The organism is Kosakonia sp. Marseille-Q7440, assembly GCF_965119485.1.
Map to the genome: position 1 here is coordinate 19,224 of NZ_CBCPLT010000004.1, position 20,431 is coordinate 39,654.

Consider the following 20,431-nt stretch of genomic DNA (forward strand, 5'->3'; position numbering starts at 1 on the left):
TACTAAACGGCAACGTTACAGGCCGGGCGCACGCCGAGAGTGTGGCAAATGGCATAGCTCATTTCGGCGCGGTTCAGGGTGTAGAAGTGGAAATCTTTAACCCCTTCGCGGCTGAGGATCTTCACCATATCCATGGCAATATTCGCGCCGACCAGCTTGCGGGTTTCCGCATCGTCATCCAGCCCGGCGAACATTTGCGACATCCACGCCGGGATGCGCACGTTGGTCATGTCGGCGAACTTTTTCGCCTGCTTAAAGTTGGAGACCGGCAGAATGCCGGGAATGATCTCGACGTCGATACCGGTTGAGGCGCAGCGATCGCGAAAGCGCAGGTAGCTCTCAACATCGAAGAAAAACTGTGTGATGGCACGGCTGGCGCCCGCATCGACTTTACGCTTCAGGTTGAGCAAGTCGGCCTGCGCGCTTTTCGCTTCCGGGTGCACTTCCGGGTAAGCCGCGACGGAGATATCAAAATCCGCCACCTCTTTTAACAGGCTCACCAGATCGGTGGCATACATTTCAGGCTTTCCACCGCCCGGCGGTAAATCGCCGCGCAGAGCAACGATATGGCGAATGCCGTTGTTCCAGTAATCCTGCGCGATAGCACGCAGCTCATCGCGGGTGGCGTCGATGCAGGTCAGGTGCGGCACTGCTTCCAGCCCGGTGCGATCTTTAATCCCTTTAATAATGCTGTGCGTGCGGTCGCGTTCGCCGGAGTTCGCGCCGTAGGTGACCGAAACGAATTTTGGCTTCAGACTGCTTAAGCGATCGATGGAGCTCCATAAGGTCTGTTCCATTTCACTGGTGCGCGGCGGGAAAAACTCAAAGGAGACGTTAATCTGGCCGTGAACTTCCGCCAGGCTCTGATTCAGGGCTTCCCGCTGATTGGCGTGAAAAAAGCTCATACCTTACCTCATCAATCACAAGTCATTATTCAGGGTGAGTGAACTTCTATACGTTTAGACGTCCAGATGTAAAAATGACGGAAATCGTACAAAGCGTCAACAGAAATATCTCGATTGTGCGTGAGGAGTTTTCAGCGAAGATGAAAAAGATTCATGAGGCGGGAAAACTCCCCTCCCGGTGCGGGAGAGGAGTTGCAGCGAGGGTTACAGCAGCTGTGCGAGGCGGTTAATATCGGACTGAATAGCGCCCGCGGTAACGTCCCGCCCTGCGCCCGGCCCGCGGATCACCATCGGGTTATCGCGATACCAGCGGCTCTCAATAGCAAAGACGTTATCGCACGGCAGCAGCGCGGCCAGCGGATGCTCCGGGCGCACCGCTTCAACGCCAACGCGCGCTTTGCCATTGGCATCGAAACGTGCGACGTAACGCAGCACCAGACCCAGCTCGCGGGCGGCTTCAAGGCGCTGGAGCATCTGCTCATTTAACGCCTCGCCATTCTCAAAGAAGTGATCGACGGATTCTGCTTCGCAGCCCGGCGGCACCAGCGACTCGACGCGCACCTGATCCGGCTCGATGTCATACCCCGCTTCGCGGGCAAGGATCACCAGCTTGCGCATCACGTCTTTACCGGAGAGATCGACGCGCGGGTCCGGCTCGGTCAGCCCCTGCTGCCACGCCTGATCCACCAGCTCGGTGAAGGGCACGCTGCCATCAAATTGCAGGAACAGCCAGGAGAGCGTACCGGAAAAGATACCGCTGATCGCCAGAATCGAATCGCCGCTGTCGCGCAGATCGCGCACGGTGTGGTTAACCGGCAGACCCGCGCCGACGGTGGCGTTATAGAGCCAGTGGCGGCCGGTTTTTTCAAAGGCGTCATGGATCTGGCGGAAGCGATCGCTTTTGCTCGCGCCCGCCAGCTTGTTGGCGCTGATGACATGGAAACCGTGGCTGGCGAAATCGAGATACTGCTCCGCAAGCTGCTCGCTGGCGGTGACATCCAGCACCACTAAATCATCATACGGATGGGCGCGCATCCACAGGAATAGCGACTCCTCATCCTGCTCTACAGCTTCATCATTGAAGAAAGCAAGCGCTCGGCTGGCATCCAGCCCGTCGTAGCTCAACAGGCTGCGGCGGCTATCAACCACGCCTGCCAGCACAAACTCAAACCCGGTGCGCGCAGAGAGTGCGCTCTGCTCGCGGGAGAAAAGCTCCAGCCAGCGCGAGCCGATATTGCCTTTGCCGAACAACACCAGACCAATGCGTTTTTCCGCGCGGAACAGCGACTGGTGCAGACCCTGGATCAGGCTCTCGGTCGGGCCAACGCGCAGCACGGCCACCAGGCTGATCCCTTCGTCCGATTGCCAGATAAATTCGACCGGCTGCCCTTTTAGCTGCTGCCAGAAGCGGTGGCTGTGCAGCGGATTGCGGCATACGCCCGCACCGACCATCGCCACCAGCGCCAGCCCCTGGCGTAAACGCAGCTCGCCCGGCAGACCCGCTTCATCAAGTAGTTTAAAGACGCTGTCGACCACTTCGGAGGTGTAGCAGAGTTGCAGCAGATTGCGGTCAGCGTGAACACCGACCGCCAGCGGGCGCACCTGCGCGCGCTTGAGAATAATGTCGATCTCTCTGTGCGCCAGCTTGAAGTCCTGCCCTGACGGCACGAGGAACTCAATCAGGCAGACATCATCATGGCTGGTAACAATGCGCGCTCCGGTACCGGAAGCGAGCACGCGCTCAATGCGCGTTGACCCCTGCTCGGGGTTGTAGCTGCAACGCAGTTGCAGATCGATATTGCTGCCGGAAACGGGCTGTAACGTGCGGGCATGCAGTACCGGTGCGGCCAGGCGCGCCAGCTCGCTCGCTTCATCCAGACGCAACAGCGGCAGCAGACAGGCATCTTTTACTTTGCGCGGGTCAGCGCTGTAGACCCCGGCGACGTCGCTCCAGATGGTCACACGCGAAACATCGCCCAGCGCACCAATTTGCGTTGCCGAGTAGTCGGAACCGTTACGGCCAAGCAGCACGGTTTCGCCCGCGTCGTTGCGGCTGATAAAGCCGGTCACCACAATTCGTTTACCTGGATGCTGCGCCAGCTGCTGCTGGAGTAAAGGGTAAGAGGCGCCTTCATTAACCTGCGGCTGCGCGCTGCGCTCGGCGCGCAGGAAGTCGCGGGCATCGAGCCAGGTAGCGTCAAGTTCCTGCTGATTCAGCACCGCCGCCATCAAGCGCGCAGACCAGATTTCACCATGCCCCACTACTTCGGCATAAACGGCATCGTTGATGCCGCTGTCGAGCAGCACGGCGAGGTGCTCCAGATCGTGAATAAAGGCGCTGGTCAGGCCATCGGCTACATCAGCAGGTAACAGGCCGTTAATTAATTCGAGCTGATAGCGGCGCAGCGATTGCTGCACCTGATGCGCAGAGAGGCGATCGGTCTGGCTCAGTTTAAGCCAGCTGATCAACTGGTTGGTGGTGCTGCCAGCGGCCGAAACCACCATCATGTCGCCCGGCTGCGAGTACTCCGCCATGATCCCTGCTACGCGCAGATAACACTTCACATCCGCCAGACTACTGCCACCAAATTTGTGCAGCTGACGAGCCTTCGTCCCTGCCTGCGCAATCACACTCATGTTTACCCCTCAGCGGCGATCCGGAAGCCATTTTCCAGATCGGCAATCAAATCTTCACTATCTTCAATACCGGTTGAGATGCGCAGCAGCGTCTCACCGATCCCGGCGGCGGCGCGTGCTTCCGGCGCCATGCCCGCGTGGGTCATGGTCGCGGCGTGGGAGATTAAACTCTCAACCCCGCCTAAGGATTCCGCCAGTGTAAACAGCGACAGTCCGCTCAGGAAACGACGCAGCGTCTGCTCATCGCCATCCAGTTCAAAACTCAACATCGCGCCAAAGCCCTTTTGCTGACGCGCCGCAATCTCATGGCCCTGGTTATCAGGCAGAGAGGGATGGTACAGCTTTTTCACCAGCGGCTGAGTCTGCAAAAAGTCGACAATCGCCTGCGCGTTACGCTGCGCCACTTCCATGCGCGGCGACAGGGTGCGCAGCCCACGCAGCAGCAAATAGCTGTCGAAAGCGCTGCCGGTGACGCCAATATTATTCGCCCACCATGCCAGTTCGGTGACGGTCGCCTCATCCTTCGCAATCACCACGCCGGCTACCACATCGGAGTGGCCGTTGAGGTATTTGGTGCAGGAGTGCAGCACCAGATCCGCTCCCAGCGCCAGCGGGTTTTGCAACGCCGGGCTCAGGAAGGTGTTATCCACCACGCTTACCGATCCCGCTTCCCGCGCAAGCCCACAGATTTTCGCAATATCTACGACGCGCAACAATGGGTTACTGGGAGTTTCTACCAGCACCAGCTTCGGTTTTTCCGCCAGCGCCGCTTTCAGCGCCTGCTCATCGCCCTGATCGACAAACTTCACGCGGTAGCAGCCGCGCTTCGCCAAGCTATCAAACAGACGATAGCTGCCGCCGTAACAGTCGTGCGGTGCCACCAGCAGATCGCCAGGCTTAAGGAACACCGTGGTCACCAGGTGAATTGCCGACATGCCGGTATTGGTCATCACCGCGCCCGCACCGCCCTCCAGCTCCGCCAGCGCGCGCTGCACCACATCACGCGTAGGATTACCGCGACGCGAGTAGTCGTGGGCGCGAGGTTCGTTAAAACCGGTGAAGTTATAGGTACTGGAGAGGTGAATCGGGGGGACAACGCAACCGTACTGCTCGTCATCGTTCAATCCGCTACGCACTGCGATGGTGGCCTGTTTACGCGTCATGGTGAAGGCTTCCTGGCTTAATGGATGAAAAGTCAGGTCACAGAGTAAACACAGGAATAATAGACGTCAATACATCTGGACATCTAAACTTCTTTGCGTATAGATTGAGCAATCGCATAATAGCCGTTAAAATTATATGCTTTCGTACGATATTGCAGAGCGATACACGGTGTCACCCCGATGACTCTACGGTAAACTACGCGCAATTACGGCCCGGCGCGACCGGGTATAGATCAATGACTGAGAGGATTAAAGGTATCTCATGGCTGAATGGAGCGGCGAATATATCAGCCCATACGCTGAGCACGGCAAGAAGAGTGAGCAAGTAAAAAAAATTACGGTGTCCATTCCTCTTAAGGTGTTAAAAATCCTCACCGATGAACGTACCCGTCGTCAGGTGAATAACCTGCGCCACGCCACCAACAGCGAACTGCTGTGCGAGGCGTTTTTACATGCGTTTACCGGCCAGCCTTTGCCGAATGATGAAGACCTGCGTAAAGAGCGCAGCGATGAGATCCCGGAAGAGGCGAAAGTGATTATGCGTGAAATGGGTATCGACCCGGATACGTGGGAATACTGATCGCAATAAAAAGGGCGGAAATCATATTCCGCCCTTTTTTGATTTATCGCACCTGCTTATCAGAAACGCGTCACTTCCGGATGCACTTCTGCCAGTGAGAGCAGGTAAGACATAAATACGTTTTTCATTGCTGTCAGCATACAAATGATCCTTTTACGCTCAAATAGTGTGAGGAGATGTATGGCGACAGAATATGCCTGTTTTTTGACCAGAGCAATATTTTTGTGAAGCCCATCACAAAAATAGCGCCCCTGAGGCAAACCGCAGAGACAAAAAAAGCGCCTTTCGGCGCTTTTTTCTTTGGCAACTTACTTGCTGCCCGGGATGCTGAAGCGTTTGTTGAAACGGTCAACACGGCCACCAGTTGCAACATCACGCTGCTTACCGGTGAAGAACGGGTGGCATTTACCACACACGTCCAGGTTCAGATCGTGACCCAGAGTAGAGTGGGTTTCGATCACGTTACCGCAAGAACAGGTTGCAGTAATCGCTACGTAATTCGGGTGAATACCTTTTTTCATGGGGAAACCTCAGTTTAAGGCCGCGTCGCTCTTCCAGCCCTAACGCCAGACACCACGCGAGTTGATATGTAAGTGAATCTCTGACGCCGCAATGAGCATCAAAGGCGGCGAATCATACAGAAATTAACCAGCGTATGCAAACTGATCCGCTCGACCGTCTTAACAATGTGTATACTAACCCGCCACTTTTCAAGTCAGGATGATGAAATGCCCGTCGCCCACGTTGCGCTCTCTGTACCGCTGCCCCGCACTTTCGATTACCTGCTGCCGGAGGGAACCCCCGCCAGCGCCGGTTTTCGCGTGCGCGTGCCGTTCGGTAATCAGACCCGCGTGGGGATTGTGGTGGCGGTCAGCGACAAAAGCGAGTTACCGCTGGCGGAGCTGAAAAGCGTCGAAGAGGTGCTCGACAGCGAGCCTGCATTTTCAACGCCCGTCTGGCGAATGCTGCTCTGGGCGGCTGACTATTATCACCACCCTATTGGCGATGTGTTATTCAATGCCCTGCCCGTTCTGCTGCGCCAGACCAAACCGGCCAGCGCCGAGTTTCAGGGCTACTGGTTCGCCACTGAACAGGGGCAGGCCACCGACATCAACCGCATCAAGTCGCCAAAACAGCAGCAGGCGTTATCGGCACTGCGCAAAGGCAAAGTGTGGCAGCATCAGTTAGCGGCGTTAGATCTGAAAAGCGTGACCCTGCAAGCACTGCGCGCAAAAGGGCTGGTGGAGATGAACAGCGAAGCGCCGACGTTTACCGACTGGCGCAGCACCTTTTCCGTCAGCGGCGATCGTCTGCGGCTCAATACCGAACAGGCCACCGCCGTCGGCGCGATCCACAGTGCGGCGGATCGTTTCTCCGCCTGGCTGCTGGCGGGCGTGACCGGCTCCGGCAAAACGGAAGTCTATCTGAGCGTGCTGGAAAATGTGCTCGAACAGGGCAAGCAGGCGCTGGTGATGGTACCGGAAATTGGCCTGACGCCGCAGACCATTGCCCGCTTTCGCGAGCGGTTTAATGCTCCCGTTGAAGTGCTGCACTCTGGCCTTAACGACAGTGAACGCCTGACCACCTGGCAGAAAGCAAAAAGCGGTGAAGCGGCGATTGTCATCGGCACGCGCTCCTCGCTCTTCACCCCTTTTAAAAACCTTGGCGTGATCGTCATCGATGAGGAGCACGACAGCTCCTATAAACAGCAGGAGGGGTGGCGTTACCATGCGCGCGATCTGGCTGTTTACCGTGCACACAGCGAGCAAATCCCGATAATCCTCGGTTCGGCGACGCCGGCGCTGGAGACGCTGCACAACGTGCGGGCGCGGAAATACCATATTCTGCGTTTAACCCGCCGCGCAGGCAACGCACGCCCGGCGATGCAGCACGTGCTGGATATGAAAGCCCAGCCGCTGCAGGCGGGGCTGGCCCCGGCATTAATCAACCGCCTGCGTCAGCATCTGCAAGCGGGTAACCAGGCGATCCTCTTCCTTAACCGACGCGGCTTCGCCCCGGCGCTGCTCTGTCACGATTGCGGCTGGATCGCCGAGTGCGCGCGCTGCGATCACTACTACACCTTCCACCAGGCGCAGCAGCATCTGCGTTGCCACCACTGCGACAGCCAGCGCCCGGTGCCGCGCCAGTGCCCGTCGTGCGGCTCCACGCACCTGTTGCCGGTTGGACTTGGTACCGAGCAGCTGGAGCAGGCGCTGGCTCCGCTCTTTCCCGGCGTGCCGATTTCGCGCATTGACCGCGACACCACCAGCCGCAAGGGCGCGCTGGAGCAACATCTTGCCGAAGTGCATCGCGGCGGTGCGCGCATTTTGATCGGCACCCAGATGCTCGCCAAAGGGCACCACTTTCCGGATGTCACGCTGGTAGCATTGCTTGATGTTGACGGCGCGCTCTTTTCAGCCGACTTCCGCGCAGCAGAGCGCTTTGCTCAGCTCTACACCCAGGTTTCCGGCCGCGCCGGACGCGCTGGCAAACAGGGCGAAGTGGTGCTGCAAACGCACCATCCGGAACACCCGCTGCTGCAAACGCTGCTGCATAAAGGCTACGACACCTTTGCCGAGCAGGCGCTGGCCGAGCGCCAGACGCTGCAACTGCCGCCGTGGACCAGCCATGTGCTGATCCGCGCGGAAGATCAGAACAACCAGCACGCCCCGCTCTTCCTGCAACAGCTGAAAAACCTGCTGCAGGCGAGCCCGCTGGCAGATAACCAACTCTGGATCCTCGGCCCGGTTCCGGCGCTGGCGGCCAAGCGCGCCGGGCGCTACCGCTGGCAAATCCTGCTGCAACACCCCTCCCGCATTCGCCTGCAACATATTGTGCACGGCGCGCTGGCGCTGATTAACACCCTGCCCGATGCCCGACGCGTAAAATGGGTACTGGATGTCGATCCGATCGAAAGCTAATGCTGCGAGCCAGCGCGTAAAATAGAATGCTTGTCACATTTTTTGTGAAATTTCTGTAACCGATGCGCTTAACTATCTGATAAAAATGTGGCTACGCCTGCGCCGTGCATGCGAGGAGAACAAGGTGAAACCGAAAAATCAGGTTGCGGCAGCAACCATGAAAGATGTTGCCATGAAAGCAAAGGTTTCTACGGCAACCGTATCTCGTGCATTAATGAACCCGGAAAAAGTGTCACAGGCGACCCGCAACCGGGTTGAGCAGGCCGCCATGGAAGTGGGCTACCTGCCGCAGTCGATGGGCCGCAACGTGAAGCGCAATGAGTCCCGTACCCTGCTGGTGATTGTGCCGGATATCTGCGATCCCTTCTTCAGTGAGGTTATTCGCGGCATCGAAGTGACCGCTGCGGAGCATGGCTACCTGGTGCTGATTGGCGACTGCGCCCATCAAAATCAGCAGGAAAAGACCTTTATCGATCTGATCATCACCAAGCAAATTGATGGCATGCTGCTGCTCGGTTCACGTCTGCCGTTTGACGCCAGTATTGAAGAGCAGCGCAATTTACCGCCGATGGTGATGGCTAATGAGTTCGCGCCGGAGCTGGAGCTGCCGACGGTGCATATCGACAACCTGACCGCAGCTTTTAACGCCGTCACTTATCTGCAAGAGCAGGGGCATCAGCTGATTGGCTGTATCGCCGGCCCGGAAGAGATGCCGCTCTGCCATTACCGTTTACAGGGTTACGTGCAGGCGCTGCGCCGCGCGGGTGCGACGGTAGATAAGGAGTATATTACGCGCGGTGATTTTACCTTCGAAGCCGGAGCGCAGGCGCTGGAGCAGCTTCTCTCCCTGCCGAAACCGCCGACTGCTCTCTTCTGCCATAGCGATGTGATGGCGCTCGGCGCACTGTCGCAGGCAAAACGCCGGGGCCTGAAGGTGCCGGAGGATCTGTCGATTATCGGCTTTGATAACATCTCGCTGGCAGAGTATTGCGACCCGCCGCTCACCACCGTCGCGCAGCCGCGCTACGACATTGGGCGCGAAGCGATGCTGCTTCTGCTGGAGCAGTTGCAGGGCCACACGGTAAGCAGCGGCTCGCGACTATTAGATTGTGAATTAATCCTGCGTGGCTCAACGCGAGCACTAACGTAAAGCCGGGGGATTTCGGACGCCCTCTTCTGGTCAAAACCCCGTCGCTTAAGTAACATGGCGGGCTGTTAAACGAATATGAATACAGCGAAACGATAGTGGCACAACGAGATTATGTACGCCGCAGCCAGTCGACTCCTGCGCGGCGAAAGAAGAGCACCTCAAAGAAAAAGCAGCGCAGCGCGCCTGCGGTCTCGCCAGCAATGGTCGCGATAGCGGCCGCCGTGCTGGTCGCCTTTATCGGTGGTTTGTACTTTATTACGCATCATAAGAAAGAAGAGTCAGAATCCCTGCAGAACCAGAAAGTGACCGGTAACGGCCTGCCGCCGAAGCCGGAAGAGCGCTGGCGCTATATTAAAGAGCTGGAGAGCCGCCAGCCTGGCGTACGCGCGCCGACCGAGCCGACGGCCGGGGGCGAAGTGCAAAAACCGGAGCAGTTAACCGATGAGCAGCGCCAACTGTTAGCCCAGATGCAGGCAGATATGCGCCAGACGCCGACGCAGCTCAACGAGGTGCCGTGGAACGAGCAGACGCCGGAGCAGCGCCAGCAAACGTTGCAGCGTCAGCGCCAGGTTCAGCAGATGCAGCAACAACAACAGCAGTCTCAGTGGACGCAAAGCCAGCCGGTTCAGCAACCGCGTACGCAGCCGCGCACGGTGGAACAGCAACCTGCGCGCGTCGCCACGCCGCCGCGCCAGACGCAGCAAGCGCAGCAGAAACCGGCCACAAATTCGCAGCCCTATCAGGATCTGCTGCAAACGCCGCCGCACAGCAACGCCGCGCAGCCAAAAACGCAGCAGGCCGCGCCGGTAACGCGCGAAGCGGAAACGGCGAAGGCGCAGCCGACAGAGAAAAAAGATGAGCGTCGCTGGCTGATCCAGTGCGGCTCATTCAAAGGCCAGGAGCAGGCGGAAACCGTCCGCGCGCAGCTGGCGTTTGAGGGCTTTGACTCACGCATCACCAGCAATAATGGCTGGAATCGCGTTGTGATGGGCCCGCTGAAAGGCAAAGAGAGCGCTGAAGCCACCCTTGGCAAGCTGAAACTGGCCGGTCACGCAAACTGCATTCGACTTTCCGCCGGGGGTTGAAACCCCCAAAATCTCCCCCATCTATAAATGCATTCTGCCCCGTACGCTGTGCGGGGCGCTGTATGTGCTTTTGTAACCAAGGGGTCTGCTCGTGACAACAATCGTAAGCGTACGCCGTAACGGCCATGTCGTTATCGCCGGTGATGGCCAGGCCACACTGGGCAACACCGTGATGAAGGGCAACGTTAAAAAAGTTCGCCGTCTCTACAACGACAAAGTCATTGCAGGCTTTGCGGGCGGCACAGCGGATGCCTTCACGCTGTTTGAGCTTTTTGAACGCAAACTGGAAATGCACCAGGGTCATCTGGTGAAAGCCGCCGTCGAGCTGGCAAAAGACTGGCGTACCGATCGTATGCTGCGCAAGCTGGAAGCGCTGTTAGCGGTCGCCGACGAAACCGCGTCGCTGATCATCACCGGTAACGGCGATGTGATTCAGCCGGAAAATGACCTGATTGCCATCGGCTCCGGCGGACCATACGCCCAGGCCGCTGCCCGCGCACTGCTGGAGAACACCGAGCTTGGCGCGCGCGACATTGCTGAGAAGGCGTTGGGGATCGCAGGCGATATCTGCATCTACACCAACCACTTCCATACCATCGAAGAATTACCCGCTCAAGCGTAAGGATCTCCCATGTCTGAAATGACCCCACGCGAAATCGTCAGCGAACTGAATAAACACATCATCGGCCAGGACGCGGCAAAGCGCTCTGTGGCGATTGCTCTGCGTAACCGCTGGCGCCGTATGCAGCTCGATGAAGAGCTGCGTCACGAAGTGACCCCGAAAAATATTCTGATGATCGGCCCGACCGGCGTCGGTAAAACCGAAATCGCCCGTCGTCTGGCAAAGCTCGCCAATGCGCCGTTTATCAAAGTGGAAGCGACCAAGTTCACCGAAGTGGGCTATGTCGGGAAAGAAGTGGATTCGATTATCCGCGATCTGACCGATGCCGCCGTGAAAATGGTGCGCAGCCAGTCAATTGACAGAAACCGCTACCGCGCCGAAGAGATGGCGGAAGAGCGCATCCTCGATGTGCTGATCCCGCCGGCGAAAAACAACTGGGGCCAGCCGGAACAGGCGGCGGAACCCTCTGCAGCACGCCAATCCTTCCGTAAAAAACTGCGCGAAGGCCAGCTGGATGACAAAGAGATTGAGATCGATCTCGCCGCTGCGCCAATGGGCGTCGAAATCATGGCCCCTCCGGGCATGGAAGAGATGACCAACCAGCTGCAGTCGATGTTCCAGAACCTCGGCGGGCAGAAGCAGAAGCCGCGTAAGCTGAAAATCAAAGACGCGATGAAGCTGCTGATCGAAGAGGAAGCAGCAAAGCTGGTTAACCCGGAAGAGCTGAAAGAGGAAGCGATCGAAGCCGTTGAGCAGCACGGTATCGTCTTTATCGATGAGATCGACAAAATCTGCAAGCGCGGCGGTAACACCTCCGGCCCGGACGTCTCCCGCGAAGGCGTACAGCGCGACCTGCTGCCGCTGGTTGAGGGCTGCACCGTGTCGACCAAACACGGGATGGTGAAAACTGACCATATCCTGTTTATCGCGTCCGGCGCGTTCCAGGTTGCCAGCCCGTCAGATTTGATCCCGGAATTGCAGGGCCGTCTGCCAATCCGCGTTGAACTGCAGGCGCTGACCGCGGAAGACTTCGAGCGCATCCTCACCGAGCCAAACGCCTCTGTGACCGTGCAGTACAAAGCGCTGATGGCAACCGAAGGGGTGAATATCGAATTTACCGACGACGGCATTAAGCGTATTGCGCAGGCCGCATGGCAGGTGAATGAAAGCACCGAGAACATCGGCGCACGCCGTTTGCACACCGTGCTGGAGCGTTTGATGGAGGATATCTCCTACGACGCCAGCGATCTGGGCGGCGAAACCATTACCATTGATGCAGACTATGTGAGTAAACACCTTGATGCTTTAGTGGCGGATGAAGATCTGAGCCGTTTTATCTTATAATCGCGCTCATACTCTTTTCATCACACTCGATGGGGGCTTATGCCCCCATTTTTATTGGCCGGACTTATGAACGATACGCACTCTCTGAGCCTTACCCAGGCATGGCTGGAAAGCCTGCGACCGAAAACGTTGCCGCTGGCCTTTGCCGCTATCGTGGTGGGAACCGTGCTTGCCTGGTGGCAGGGCTACTTCGATCCGCTGGTTGCGGCTCTGGCGCTGATCACCGCCGGTTTGCTGCAAATCCTCTCTAACCTCGCGAATGATTACGGCGATGCCATTAAAGGCAGCGATAAGCCGGATCGCATCGGCCCGCTGCGCGGGATGCAGAAAGGGGCGATCTCCCTTGGGCAGATGAAGCGCGCGCTGCTTATCGTCATTGTGCTGAGCTGCGTTTCCGGGCTCTGGCTGGTAAGCGCCGCGACCCAGACGATGGCGGATTTTGTCGGCTTCCTCGCACTCGGCGGGCTGTCGATTATCGCCGCCATCACCTATACCGTCGGCAAGCGGCCGTATGGTTATCAGGGGCTGGGCGATATTTCGGTGCTCACCTTCTTCGGCTGGATAAGCGTGATGGGAAGCTGGTATTTGCAGGCGCATACGCTGATTCCGGCGATCTTCCTGCCCGCGACCGCCTGCGGTTTGCTGGCGACGGCAGTGCTGAACATCAATAACCTGCGCGATATCGATAGCGATCGCGAGAACGGCAAACATACGCTGGTGGTGCGCTTAGGCCCGGTAAATGCCCGCCGTTATCACGCCGGTTTGCTGGCGGGCGCGCTGCTCTGCTTTGCGCTCTTCAACCTGATTTCGCTCCACAGCCTCTGGGGCTGGCTGTTTTTACTTGCCGCGCCGCTGCTGTTTAAACAGGCAAGTTATGTGCTGCGCGAGCGCGATCCGCGCGCGATGCCGCCGATGCTCGAACGCACCGTAAAAGGCGCGCTGCTGACTAATCTCCTGTTTGTACTGGGGATTATTTTGAGCAAGACGCTCGCCTGAGTGCCAAAAAACAATTAAAAATTGATGCTTTTGCCAACAGCGCGCGATGCGCGATATACTTACGGCTCTCGCAGCAACTGAACGTAAATCCTATGAAATACGATACTTCTGAGCTTTGTGACATCTACCAGGAAGAGGTCAACGTCGTCGAACCGCTGTTCTCCAACTTTGGCGGTCGCTCCTCTTTCGGCGGGCAAATCATCACGGTGAAATGTTTCGAGGATAACGGGTTGCTTTACGATCTGCTCGAACAGAATGGCCGTGGTCGCGTGCTGGTAGTCGACGGCGGCGGTTCTGTTCGTCGCGCCTTAGTCGACGCCGATCTCGCGCGTCTGGCGGCGCAAAACGAGTGGGAAGGGATGGTGGTCTACGGCGCAGTGCGCCAGGTGGACGATCTGGAAGAGCTGGATATCGGCATCCAGGCGATGGCCGCGATCCCGGTTGGCGCAGCGGGCGAAGGCATTGGCGAAAGCGATATTCGCGTTAACTTCGGCGGCGTGACCTTCTTCTCCGGTGACCATCTTTATGCCGATAACACCGGCATTATTCTCGCCGAAGATCCTCTCGATATCGAATAAACGAAAGGGCACCTGAAGGTGCCCTTTTTTGTCGCTGCCGAATGCAATGGCGCTTAACTATTTTGCTTAATACGCGAAAGATTTCGTGTCGTGGCAAGGCGGCAAGCAAGTGAATCCCCGGGAGCATAGATCACTATGTGACCGGGGTGAGCGCGCGCAGCCAATGCCGCTACGGCACGAAAGATAAAGCGTAATTACACTTCTTCCATGCGGCCCAGCAGCGCCTGCAGACGCTCCTGCCAGCCGTGCTGCTGCTCGCGTAGCTGTTGGTTTTCGCGCTCCAGCTCTTCACGGCTCTGGTGTGCAGAGTGAACGTCCTGCGACAGGCTGTTGTTCTTCTCTTTCAGTTCTTCGATTTCCATCTGCAGCAGCGTGATGGTATCAATCGCCTGCTGTACTTTTGCTTCCAGTTTCTCAAACACTTCTAATGACATAGTCATACTTCTCCTGAGTGGCAAGGCGTTGATGGACTTACACCTCATTATTCGCCAGACAAATAGGTTACCCCTCTGCCCGCTAAATTATGCGTGTCTTTAAGCGTCCTCGTCCCGCAGAGCGGCGACGCCTTAATACAATGAGCGGATTTCGCTTGTTAACGATTGTATGAATCGCGCCAGCCCCTGTCCAGCGTGGAGCGGCGCTGTTTGCGCTTTGCAACACTTTTCGTCCTCATCCTGGTGCAATCCGCTTCGCTACCCCGTAATTGTTAATGCCCGGGTTACAAAAATGATTCAGCTCTCATTTCGTATTGGTGCAAAAACGCGCGCCGCCGCTCGTAAACGCTCATTTTATTGACGCAGTACACACATTTAGATTTCGATATTTCTCGTTTTTGCTCGTTAACGATAAATTAACACTATGTCTACACGACATCATGGGGGTGCTGTTTCCCTCATGCCTACAATAACCATTAAACTTCTGCAGGATCCGATTATGAGTCAGACACCAACCGTAAAAGGCCAGTGCATTGCCGAGTTTCTCGGTACAGGGTTGTTGATTTTCTTCGGCGTGGGGTGTGTTGCAGCGTTAAAAGTGGCGGGTGCCACCTTTGGCCAGTGGGAAATCAGTATTATCTGGGGTTTGGGCGTGGCGATGGCCATCTACCTGACCGCAGGGGTTTCCGGCGCGCATCTTAATCCGGCTGTAACCATTGCACTTTGGCTCTTCGCGAGCTTTGACGGACGCAAAGTTGTTCCTTTTATTTTTTCTCAATTTGCCGGCGCGTTTTGCGCGGCTGCACTTGTTTACGGGCTTTACTACAATCTTTTCCTCGACTTCGAACAGACGCACAATATGGTACGCGGCAGCGTCGAAAGTCTTGATCTGGCTGGTATCTTTTCAACCTACCCCAACCCGCACATCAATTTTGTGCAGGCCTTCGCTGTTGAGATGGTAATTACCGCTATTCTGATGGGCGTGATTATGGCGCTGGGCGATGATGGTAACGGCGTGCCGCGCGGCCCAATGGCTCCGCTGCTGATTGGTCTGCTGATCGCGGTAATCGGTGCCTCCATGGGACCACTCACCGGCTTCGCCATGAACCCGGCGCGTGATCTGGGACCGAAGACCTTCGCCTGGCTTGCTGGCTGGGGTAACGTCGCCTTTACCGGCGGCAAAGATATTCCCTACTTCCTCGTGCCGCTGTTTGGGCCGATTGTAGGCGCGGCGCTTGGCGCGTTCAGCTATCGCAAACTGATCGCCCGCCATCTGCCGTCTGGAACCAGTGAGGCTGCGAAAGAGAAAGGCACCGCCTCCACCACGGCTCAACAAAAAGCTTCGCTGTAATGTGACTACGGGATCATAACTATGACTGACAAAAAATATATCGTTGCGCTCGACCAGGGCACTACCAGCTCCCGCGCCGTTGTGATGGACCACGATGCCAACATCATTAGCGTTTCACAGCGCGAATTTGAACAAATCTACCCGAAGCCAGGCTGGGTTGAGCATGACCCGATGGAAATTTGGGCGTCACAAAGCTCCACGCTGGTCGAAGTGCTGGCGAAAGCGGATATCAACTCCGACGAGATTGCCGCCATCGGCATCACCAACCAGCGCGAAACCGCGATTGTCTGGGAGCGTGAAACCGGCAAGCCGATTCATAACGCCATCGTCTGGCAGTGCCGCCGCACCTCTGAGATCTGCGAAAAGCTCAAACGCGACGGCATGGAAGATTACATCCGTAGCACCACTGGCCTTGTGATCGACCCCTACTTCTCCGGCACCAAGGTGAAGTGGATCCTCGACCATGTTGAAGGTTCGCGCGAGCGTGCTAAACGCGGCGAACTGCTGTTCGGCACCGTCGATACCTGGCTTATCTGGAAAATGACCCAGGGGCGCGTACACGTCACCGACTACACCAACGCCTCACGCACCATGTTGTTCAACATCCACACGCTGGAGTGGGACGACAAAATGCTGGAAGTGCTGGATATCCCGCGCGCAATGCTGCCGCAGGTGCGTAAATCGTCCGAAGTTTACGGCCAGACTAACATCGGCGGTAAAGGCGGCACGCGTATTCCTATCGCCGGTATTGCGGGCGACCAGCAGGCGGCGCTGTTTGGCCAGCTCTGCGTAAAAGAGGGGATGGCGAAAAACACTTACGGCACCGGCTGCTTTATGTTGATGAACACCGGCGAGCAGGCAGTGAAATCCGATCATGGCCTGCTGACCACCATCGCCTGCGGCCCGAAAGGCGAAGTGAACTATGCGCTGGAAGGCGCGGTGTTTATGGCTGGCGCATCCATTCAGTGGCTGCGCGATGAGATGAAGCTGATCAATGACGCGTTCGACTCCGAATACTTCGCTACCAAAGTGAAAGATACCAACGGCGTCTACGTTGTTCCGGCCTTCACCGGCCTGGGCGCGCCGTACTGGGATCCGTATGCACGCGGCTCCATCTTCGGCCTGACCCGTGGCGTCAACGCGAACCACATCATTCGTGCAACGCTGGAGTCGATTGCCTTCCAGACCCGCGACGTGCTGGAAGCGATGCAGGCTGACTCCGGCATTCGCCTGCACGCGCTGCGTGTTGATGGCGGCGCGGTGGCGAATAACTTCCTGATGCAGTTCCAGTCAGACATTCTCGGCACGCGCGTTGAGCGTCCGGAAGTGCGCGAAGTGACCGCGCTGGGTGCCGCTTACCTGGCGGGCCTGGCGGTTGGTTTCTGGCAGAACCTGGATGAGTTGCAGGAGAAAGCCGTTATCGAGCGCGAATTCCGTCCGGGCATCGAAACTACCGAGCGTAACTTCCGCTACACCGGCTGGAAAAAAGCCGTGAAACGCGCGATGGCGTGGGAAGAACACGAAGAGTAACCGCTCCACTTATGCCCTCTCCCTGCCGGGAGGGGGCATCTGCCTCACCCCCCTCCTCTTTTCACTGTGTTAAACTTCGCGCAATTTCTTTCAAAACTGAGTGTGTGATGAAACGAGAACTTGCCATCGAATTCTCCCGTGTTACCGAAGCTGCGGCGCTGGCTGGCTATAAGTGGCTGGGGCGCGGCGATAAAAACACGGCGGACGGCGCAGCGGTACACGCTATGCGCATTATGCTCAACCAGGTCAACATTGACGGCACGATTGTTATCGGCGAAGGGGAGATCGACGAAGCGCCGATGCTCTTTATCGGTGAGAAAGTAGGCACCGGCAAAGGCGACGCGGTGGATATTGCCGTCGATCCGATTGAAGGGACGCGCATGACGGCGATGGGTCAGGCCAACGCGCTGGCGGTGCTGGCGGTCGGTGACAAAGGCTGCTTCCTCAACGCGCCGGACATGTATATGGAAAAGCTGATCGTCGGCCCCGGAGCCAGAGGCGCTATCGATCTCAACCTGCCTTTAGCCGACAACCTGCGCAATATCGCCGCCGCACTCGGCAAACCGCTCAGCGAACTGACGGTCACCATTCTCGCCAAGCCGCGCCATGATGCGACCATCGCCGAGTTACAGACGCTGGGCGTGCGCGTGTTTGCCATTCCTGACGGCGATGTCGCCGCCTCGATCCTCACCTGCATGCCCGACAGCGAAGTGGATGTGCTCTACGGGATTGGCGGCGCGCCGGAAGGCGTGGTGTCGGCGGCGGTGATCCGCGCGCTGGATGGCGATATGCAGGGCCGCCTGCTGGCGCGTCACCAGGTGAAAGGCGACAGTGAAGAGAACCGTCGTATCGGCGAGCAGGAGCTGAAACGCTGCCGCGGTATGGGCATTGAAGCGGGCAATGTGCTGCGCCTCGATGAGATGGCGCGCAGCGATAATGTTATCTTCTCTGCTACCGGCATCACCAAAGGCGATCTGCTGGATGGTATTACGCGCAAAGGCAATATGGCGACCACCGAGACGCTGCTGATCCGCGGTAAATCGCGCACCATTCGCCGGATTCAATCGATCCATTATCTGGATCGTAAAGACCCGGACGTACAACGACATATACTGTAAGTCTATTTGTTCAATTGAGCTTTCCGGCCCGCGCGGGCTGGAAATCTCAGGCGACAACCACCAGGATAAGGCAACGTTACAGAACAGGAGAGAACCATGGCGGATTGGGTAACAGGAAAAGTCACAAAGGTGGAATTCTGGACCGATGCACTCTTCAGCCTCACCGTACATGCCCCCGTTCAACCCTTCACTGCCGGACAGTTCGCCAAGCTTGGGCTGGAGATTGACGGCGAGCGTGTGCAGCGCGCTTACTCCTACGTCAACGCGCCAAGCAATCCCGATCTTGAGTTCTATCTCGTCACCGTTCCGGAAGGCAAACTGAGCCCTCGCCTGGCCGCCCTGCAACCGGGCGATGAGCTGTTAATTGTCAGCGAAGCCGCCGGCTTTTTCGTGCTGGAGGAGGTGCCGGAGTGCGAAACGCTCTGGATGCTGGCGACCGGCACGGCCATCGGGCCTTATCTGTCGATGCTGCAAGAGGGGAAAGATCTTGAACGGTTCAAAAATATCGTCCTGCTGCATGCGGTGCGCTACGGCGCGGATCTAAGCTACCTGCCGCTGATGCTGGAGCTGCAAAAGCGCTATGAAGGAAAGCTGCGCATTCAGACGGTGGTCAGCCGTGAGACGCTCTCCGGCTCTTTAACCGGGCGCGTTCCGGCGCTGATTGAGAGCGGCGCGCTGGAGGAAGCAGTCGGTCTGCCAATGAGCGCCGAGACCAGCCATGTGATGCTGTGCGGCAACCCGCAGATGGTGCGCGACACCACACAGTTACTGAAAGATACCCGGCAGATGACCAAACACCTGCGCCGCCGTCCGGGGCATATCACCGCTGAGCACTACTGGTAATCAGCGGAACTTCACCTCAAGCGTCTCATTGCCAAAACGGTTTTTGCCCTGGGTGCCGAGCATCGCGCCCAGGTCGATCATCATTACTACGATAATCGCCACCGGGATCAGGCGTCCTACCGCCCACGCCAGCGTGCCATCGAGCATCGTCCAGTTACCTGACAGCAGCATCCACGCCAGCACCATCAGCAGCGCCCAGCCGCCGTGACGACCGCGATCGTGCAGCCGTTTGACCATCACGCAGGCGGTCGGCCAGATCAGGCAGACGAGGATAAACGCCGCCGTCTGAAAATCGAGCATGCCGCCATTCGCCAGCACAAACAGCAGGGTCATGCTCACCACCCACAACACCATCCAGATCCAGAAATCGCGGCGTCCAATGCGCCCCTTAAACGAAAACAACCACTGCTGTATGCCCATGTAAGGTTCCTTATTATCGTAATAGCGGCTAGTGTACCCTGGCGGCGGGAGTTTTTGACAAGGCCGCCCAATCTCGTTTTAATCGTCAGCACACTCTACAGAGGGCGATGTGAATGAAAGCACGGCGTTACCACTTTTGGCTGCTCTTTTCCGCGCTGGCGTTCTGCGCGCCGGGTTGGGCAGAGGAGGCACCAGCCGCCGTCACCGCGCCCTACTTACTACCGGGCGCGCCTACCTTTGATGAATCTATCAGCCAGTTCCGGGAGAAGTTTAATACCGACAATCCCACGCTTGCGCTGAACGAGTTCCGCGCCGTCGATAGCCGTAGCGATCGTGCCAATCTGACGCGCGCGGCGACGCGCATTAATGATTATCTCTATGCCTCCACGGCGCTGGAGCGCGGCACGTTAAAGATCAAATCGATGCAGATCACCTGGCTGCCGGTGCAGGGGCCGGAGCAGAAAGCGACGAAAGCGAAGGCGCAGGAGTATATGAGCGCCTTTATCCGCGCCTTCTCTCCGACCATGACCGCGGCGCAAAGCATGCAAAAAGTACAAAAGCTGCTGACCAACGGCAAAAGCAAGGCCTACTACGCTGAGACGGAAGGCGCGGTGCGCTATGTGGTGGCAGACAACGGCGAAAAGGGGCTAACCTTCGCGGTTGAACCGATTAAGCTGACGCTATCTGAACCTCTCGAAGGGAACAATAAATGACAAAAAGCAAAGCCTTTCAGGGGAGGGATCTCTATACTGTT

General features: G+C 57.4%; 19 protein-coding genes. 13 read left to right on the forward strand and 6 right to left on the reverse strand.

Translation table 11 applies throughout. The features are described from left to right. Positions 1-2 precede the first annotated feature (2 nt). The 3 genes from metF to metB all read right to left on the reverse strand — a co-directional run bounded on the left by metF (position 3) and on the right by metB (position 4,705). A complete protein-coding gene (metF, locus tag ACWPW2_RS21880; RefSeq protein WP_454125429.1) occupies positions 3-905 on the reverse strand; it encodes a methylenetetrahydrofolate reductase in 903 nt (300 codons plus the stop codon). Positions 906-1,109: 204 nt separating this feature from the next. After that, positions 1,110-3,542, reverse strand: a complete 2,433-nt coding sequence (locus ACWPW2_RS21885) for a bifunctional aspartate kinase/homoserine dehydrogenase II (RefSeq protein ID WP_454125431.1) — start codon at positions 3,540-3,542, stop codon at positions 1,110-1,112. A gap of 2 nt (positions 3,543-3,544) precedes the next feature. Beyond that, positions 3,545-4,705, reverse strand: coding sequence for a cystathionine gamma-synthase (metB, locus tag ACWPW2_RS21890; protein WP_454125433.1), 1,161 nt, complete (start codon positions 4,703-4,705; stop codon positions 3,545-3,547). Positions 4,706-4,967: 262 nt separating this feature from the next. Between metB and metJ the strand changes: the two genes are divergently transcribed. After that, a complete protein-coding gene (gene metJ, locus ACWPW2_RS21895; RefSeq protein ID WP_023479337.1) occupies positions 4,968-5,285 on the forward strand; it encodes a met regulon transcriptional regulator MetJ in 318 nt (105 codons plus the stop codon). Between the two features lie 308 nt (positions 5,286-5,593). Here the strand turns inward: metJ and rpmE are convergent, their stop codons facing one another. Further along, positions 5,594-5,806: a 50S ribosomal protein L31 gene (rpmE, locus tag ACWPW2_RS21900; protein ID WP_023479344.1), complete on the reverse strand. Its 213-nt coding sequence runs from the start codon at positions 5,804-5,806 to the stop codon at positions 5,594-5,596. A 207-nt stretch (positions 5,807-6,013) separates the two neighbouring features. On the opposite strand from rpmE, the gene priA reads away from it, so the two are divergent. The 7 genes from priA (at position 6,014) to rraA (ending at position 13,981) form a co-directional block, all read left to right on the forward strand. Continuing rightward, entirely contained in the window at positions 6,014-8,206 is a 2,193-nt protein-coding gene (gene priA / locus ACWPW2_RS21905; RefSeq protein ID WP_042717058.1) for a primosomal protein N', read from the forward strand. A 124-nt stretch (positions 8,207-8,330) separates the two neighbouring features. Then, positions 8,331-9,356: a DNA-binding transcriptional regulator CytR gene (gene cytR, locus ACWPW2_RS21910; protein WP_454125436.1), complete on the forward strand. Its 1,026-nt coding sequence runs from the start codon at positions 8,331-8,333 to the stop codon at positions 9,354-9,356. 95 nt (positions 9,357-9,451) lie between these two features. Further along, complete coding sequence (gene ftsN, locus ACWPW2_RS21915; RefSeq protein WP_124970956.1) at positions 9,452-10,441, forward strand: cell division protein FtsN; 990 nt, start codon at positions 9,452-9,454, stop codon at positions 10,439-10,441. A gap of 91 nt (positions 10,442-10,532) precedes the next feature. Continuing rightward, the gene (gene hslV / locus ACWPW2_RS21920; protein ID WP_023479345.1) at positions 10,533-11,063 is read left to right on the forward strand and encodes an ATP-dependent protease subunit HslV; all 531 of its coding nucleotides are present in this window, start codon (positions 10,533-10,535) and stop codon (positions 11,061-11,063) included. Positions 11,064-11,072: 9 nt separating this feature from the next. After that, entirely contained in the window at positions 11,073-12,407 is a 1,335-nt protein-coding gene (gene hslU / locus ACWPW2_RS21925; RefSeq protein WP_023479328.1) for an HslU--HslV peptidase ATPase subunit, read from the forward strand. 66 nt (positions 12,408-12,473) lie between these two features. Beyond that, the gene (gene menA, locus ACWPW2_RS21930; protein WP_454125438.1) at positions 12,474-13,403 is read left to right on the forward strand and encodes a 1,4-dihydroxy-2-naphthoate polyprenyltransferase; all 930 of its coding nucleotides are present in this window, start codon (positions 12,474-12,476) and stop codon (positions 13,401-13,403) included. A gap of 92 nt (positions 13,404-13,495) precedes the next feature. Next, positions 13,496-13,981: a ribonuclease E activity regulator RraA gene (gene rraA, locus ACWPW2_RS21935; protein ID WP_023479360.1), complete on the forward strand. Its 486-nt coding sequence runs from the start codon at positions 13,496-13,498 to the stop codon at positions 13,979-13,981. Between the two features lie 194 nt (positions 13,982-14,175). On the opposite strand, the gene zapB is transcribed toward rraA, so the two are convergent. Further along, positions 14,176-14,421 carry a septal ring assembly protein ZapB gene (gene zapB / locus ACWPW2_RS21940; protein WP_023479321.1) on the reverse strand — a complete coding sequence of 82 codons (246 nt, stop codon included), beginning with the start codon at positions 14,419-14,421 and terminating at the stop codon, positions 14,176-14,178. 493 nt (positions 14,422-14,914) lie between these two features. Here zapB and ACWPW2_RS21945 point away from each other — a divergent pair, with 493 nt between their 5' ends. The 4 genes from ACWPW2_RS21945 to fpr all read left to right on the forward strand — a co-directional run bounded on the left by ACWPW2_RS21945 (position 14,915) and on the right by fpr (position 19,257). Then, positions 14,915-15,766 (forward strand): MIP/aquaporin family protein, encoded by an 852-nt coding sequence (locus ACWPW2_RS21945; protein ID WP_023479322.1) that lies wholly within the window; start codon positions 14,915-14,917, stop codon positions 15,764-15,766. A gap of 21 nt (positions 15,767-15,787) precedes the next feature. Beyond that, positions 15,788-17,296 carry a glycerol kinase GlpK gene (gene glpK / locus ACWPW2_RS21950; protein ID WP_023479376.1) on the forward strand — a complete coding sequence of 503 codons (1,509 nt, stop codon included), beginning with the start codon at positions 15,788-15,790 and terminating at the stop codon, positions 17,294-17,296. A 107-nt stretch (positions 17,297-17,403) separates the two neighbouring features. Next, positions 17,404-18,414, forward strand: coding sequence for a class II fructose-bisphosphatase (gene glpX / locus ACWPW2_RS21955; protein WP_139966904.1), 1,011 nt, complete (start codon positions 17,404-17,406; stop codon positions 18,412-18,414). 96 nt (positions 18,415-18,510) lie between these two features. Next, positions 18,511-19,257 carry a ferredoxin--NADP(+) reductase gene (fpr, locus tag ACWPW2_RS21960; RefSeq protein WP_454125442.1) on the forward strand — a complete coding sequence of 249 codons (747 nt, stop codon included), beginning with the start codon at positions 18,511-18,513 and terminating at the stop codon, positions 19,255-19,257. Here the strand turns inward: fpr and ACWPW2_RS21965 are convergent, their stop codons facing one another. Beyond that, complete coding sequence (locus ACWPW2_RS21965; RefSeq protein WP_346441196.1) at positions 19,258-19,677, reverse strand: DUF805 domain-containing protein; 420 nt, start codon at positions 19,675-19,677, stop codon at positions 19,258-19,260. Positions 19,678-19,790: 113 nt separating this feature from the next. Between ACWPW2_RS21965 and ACWPW2_RS21970 the strand changes: the two genes are divergently transcribed. Then, positions 19,791-20,390 (forward strand): DUF1454 family protein, encoded by a 600-nt coding sequence (locus tag ACWPW2_RS21970; RefSeq protein ID WP_054804131.1) that lies wholly within the window; start codon positions 19,791-19,793, stop codon positions 20,388-20,390. Positions 20,391-20,431 lie beyond the last annotated feature (41 nt).

Excerpts from the sequence above, each read along its gene's own strand:
- fpr (WP_454125442.1), top strand. The coding sequence starts at position 18,511 with ATGGCGGATTGGGTAACAGGAAAAGTCACAAAGGTGGAATTCTGGACC.
- ACWPW2_RS21885 (WP_454125431.1), bottom strand. The coding sequence starts at position 3,542 with ATGAGTGTGATTGCGCAGGCAGGGACGAAGGCTCGTCAGCTGCACAAA.
- metF (WP_454125429.1), bottom strand. The coding sequence starts at position 905 with ATGAGCTTTTTTCACGCCAATCAGCGGGAAGCCCTGAATCAGAGCCTG.
- rpmE (WP_023479344.1), bottom strand. The coding sequence starts at position 5,806 with ATGAAAAAAGGTATTCACCCGAATTACGTAGCGATTACTGCAACCTGT.
- ACWPW2_RS21965 (WP_346441196.1), bottom strand. The coding sequence starts at position 19,677 with ATGGGCATACAGCAGTGGTTGTTTTCGTTTAAGGGGCGCATTGGACGC.
- hslU (WP_023479328.1), top strand. The coding sequence starts at position 11,073 with ATGTCTGAAATGACCCCACGCGAAATCGTCAGCGAACTGAATAAACAC.
- metJ (WP_023479337.1), top strand. The coding sequence starts at position 4,968 with ATGGCTGAATGGAGCGGCGAATATATCAGCCCATACGCTGAGCACGGC.
- priA (WP_042717058.1), top strand. The coding sequence starts at position 6,014 with ATGCCCGTCGCCCACGTTGCGCTCTCTGTACCGCTGCCCCGCACTTTC.
- metB (WP_454125433.1), bottom strand. The coding sequence starts at position 4,705 with ATGACGCGTAAACAGGCCACCATCGCAGTGCGTAGCGGATTGAACGAT.
- rraA (WP_023479360.1), top strand. The coding sequence starts at position 13,496 with ATGAAATACGATACTTCTGAGCTTTGTGACATCTACCAGGAAGAGGTC.
- menA (WP_454125438.1), top strand. The coding sequence starts at position 12,474 with ATGAACGATACGCACTCTCTGAGCCTTACCCAGGCATGGCTGGAAAGC.
- ACWPW2_RS21970 (WP_054804131.1), top strand. The coding sequence starts at position 19,791 with ATGAAAGCACGGCGTTACCACTTTTGGCTGCTCTTTTCCGCGCTGGCG.
- glpK (WP_023479376.1), top strand. The coding sequence starts at position 15,788 with ATGACTGACAAAAAATATATCGTTGCGCTCGACCAGGGCACTACCAGC.
- ACWPW2_RS21945 (WP_023479322.1), top strand. The coding sequence starts at position 14,915 with ATGAGTCAGACACCAACCGTAAAAGGCCAGTGCATTGCCGAGTTTCTC.
- glpX (WP_139966904.1), top strand. The coding sequence starts at position 17,404 with ATGAAACGAGAACTTGCCATCGAATTCTCCCGTGTTACCGAAGCTGCG.
- zapB (WP_023479321.1), bottom strand. The coding sequence starts at position 14,421 with ATGACTATGTCATTAGAAGTGTTTGAGAAACTGGAAGCAAAAGTACAG.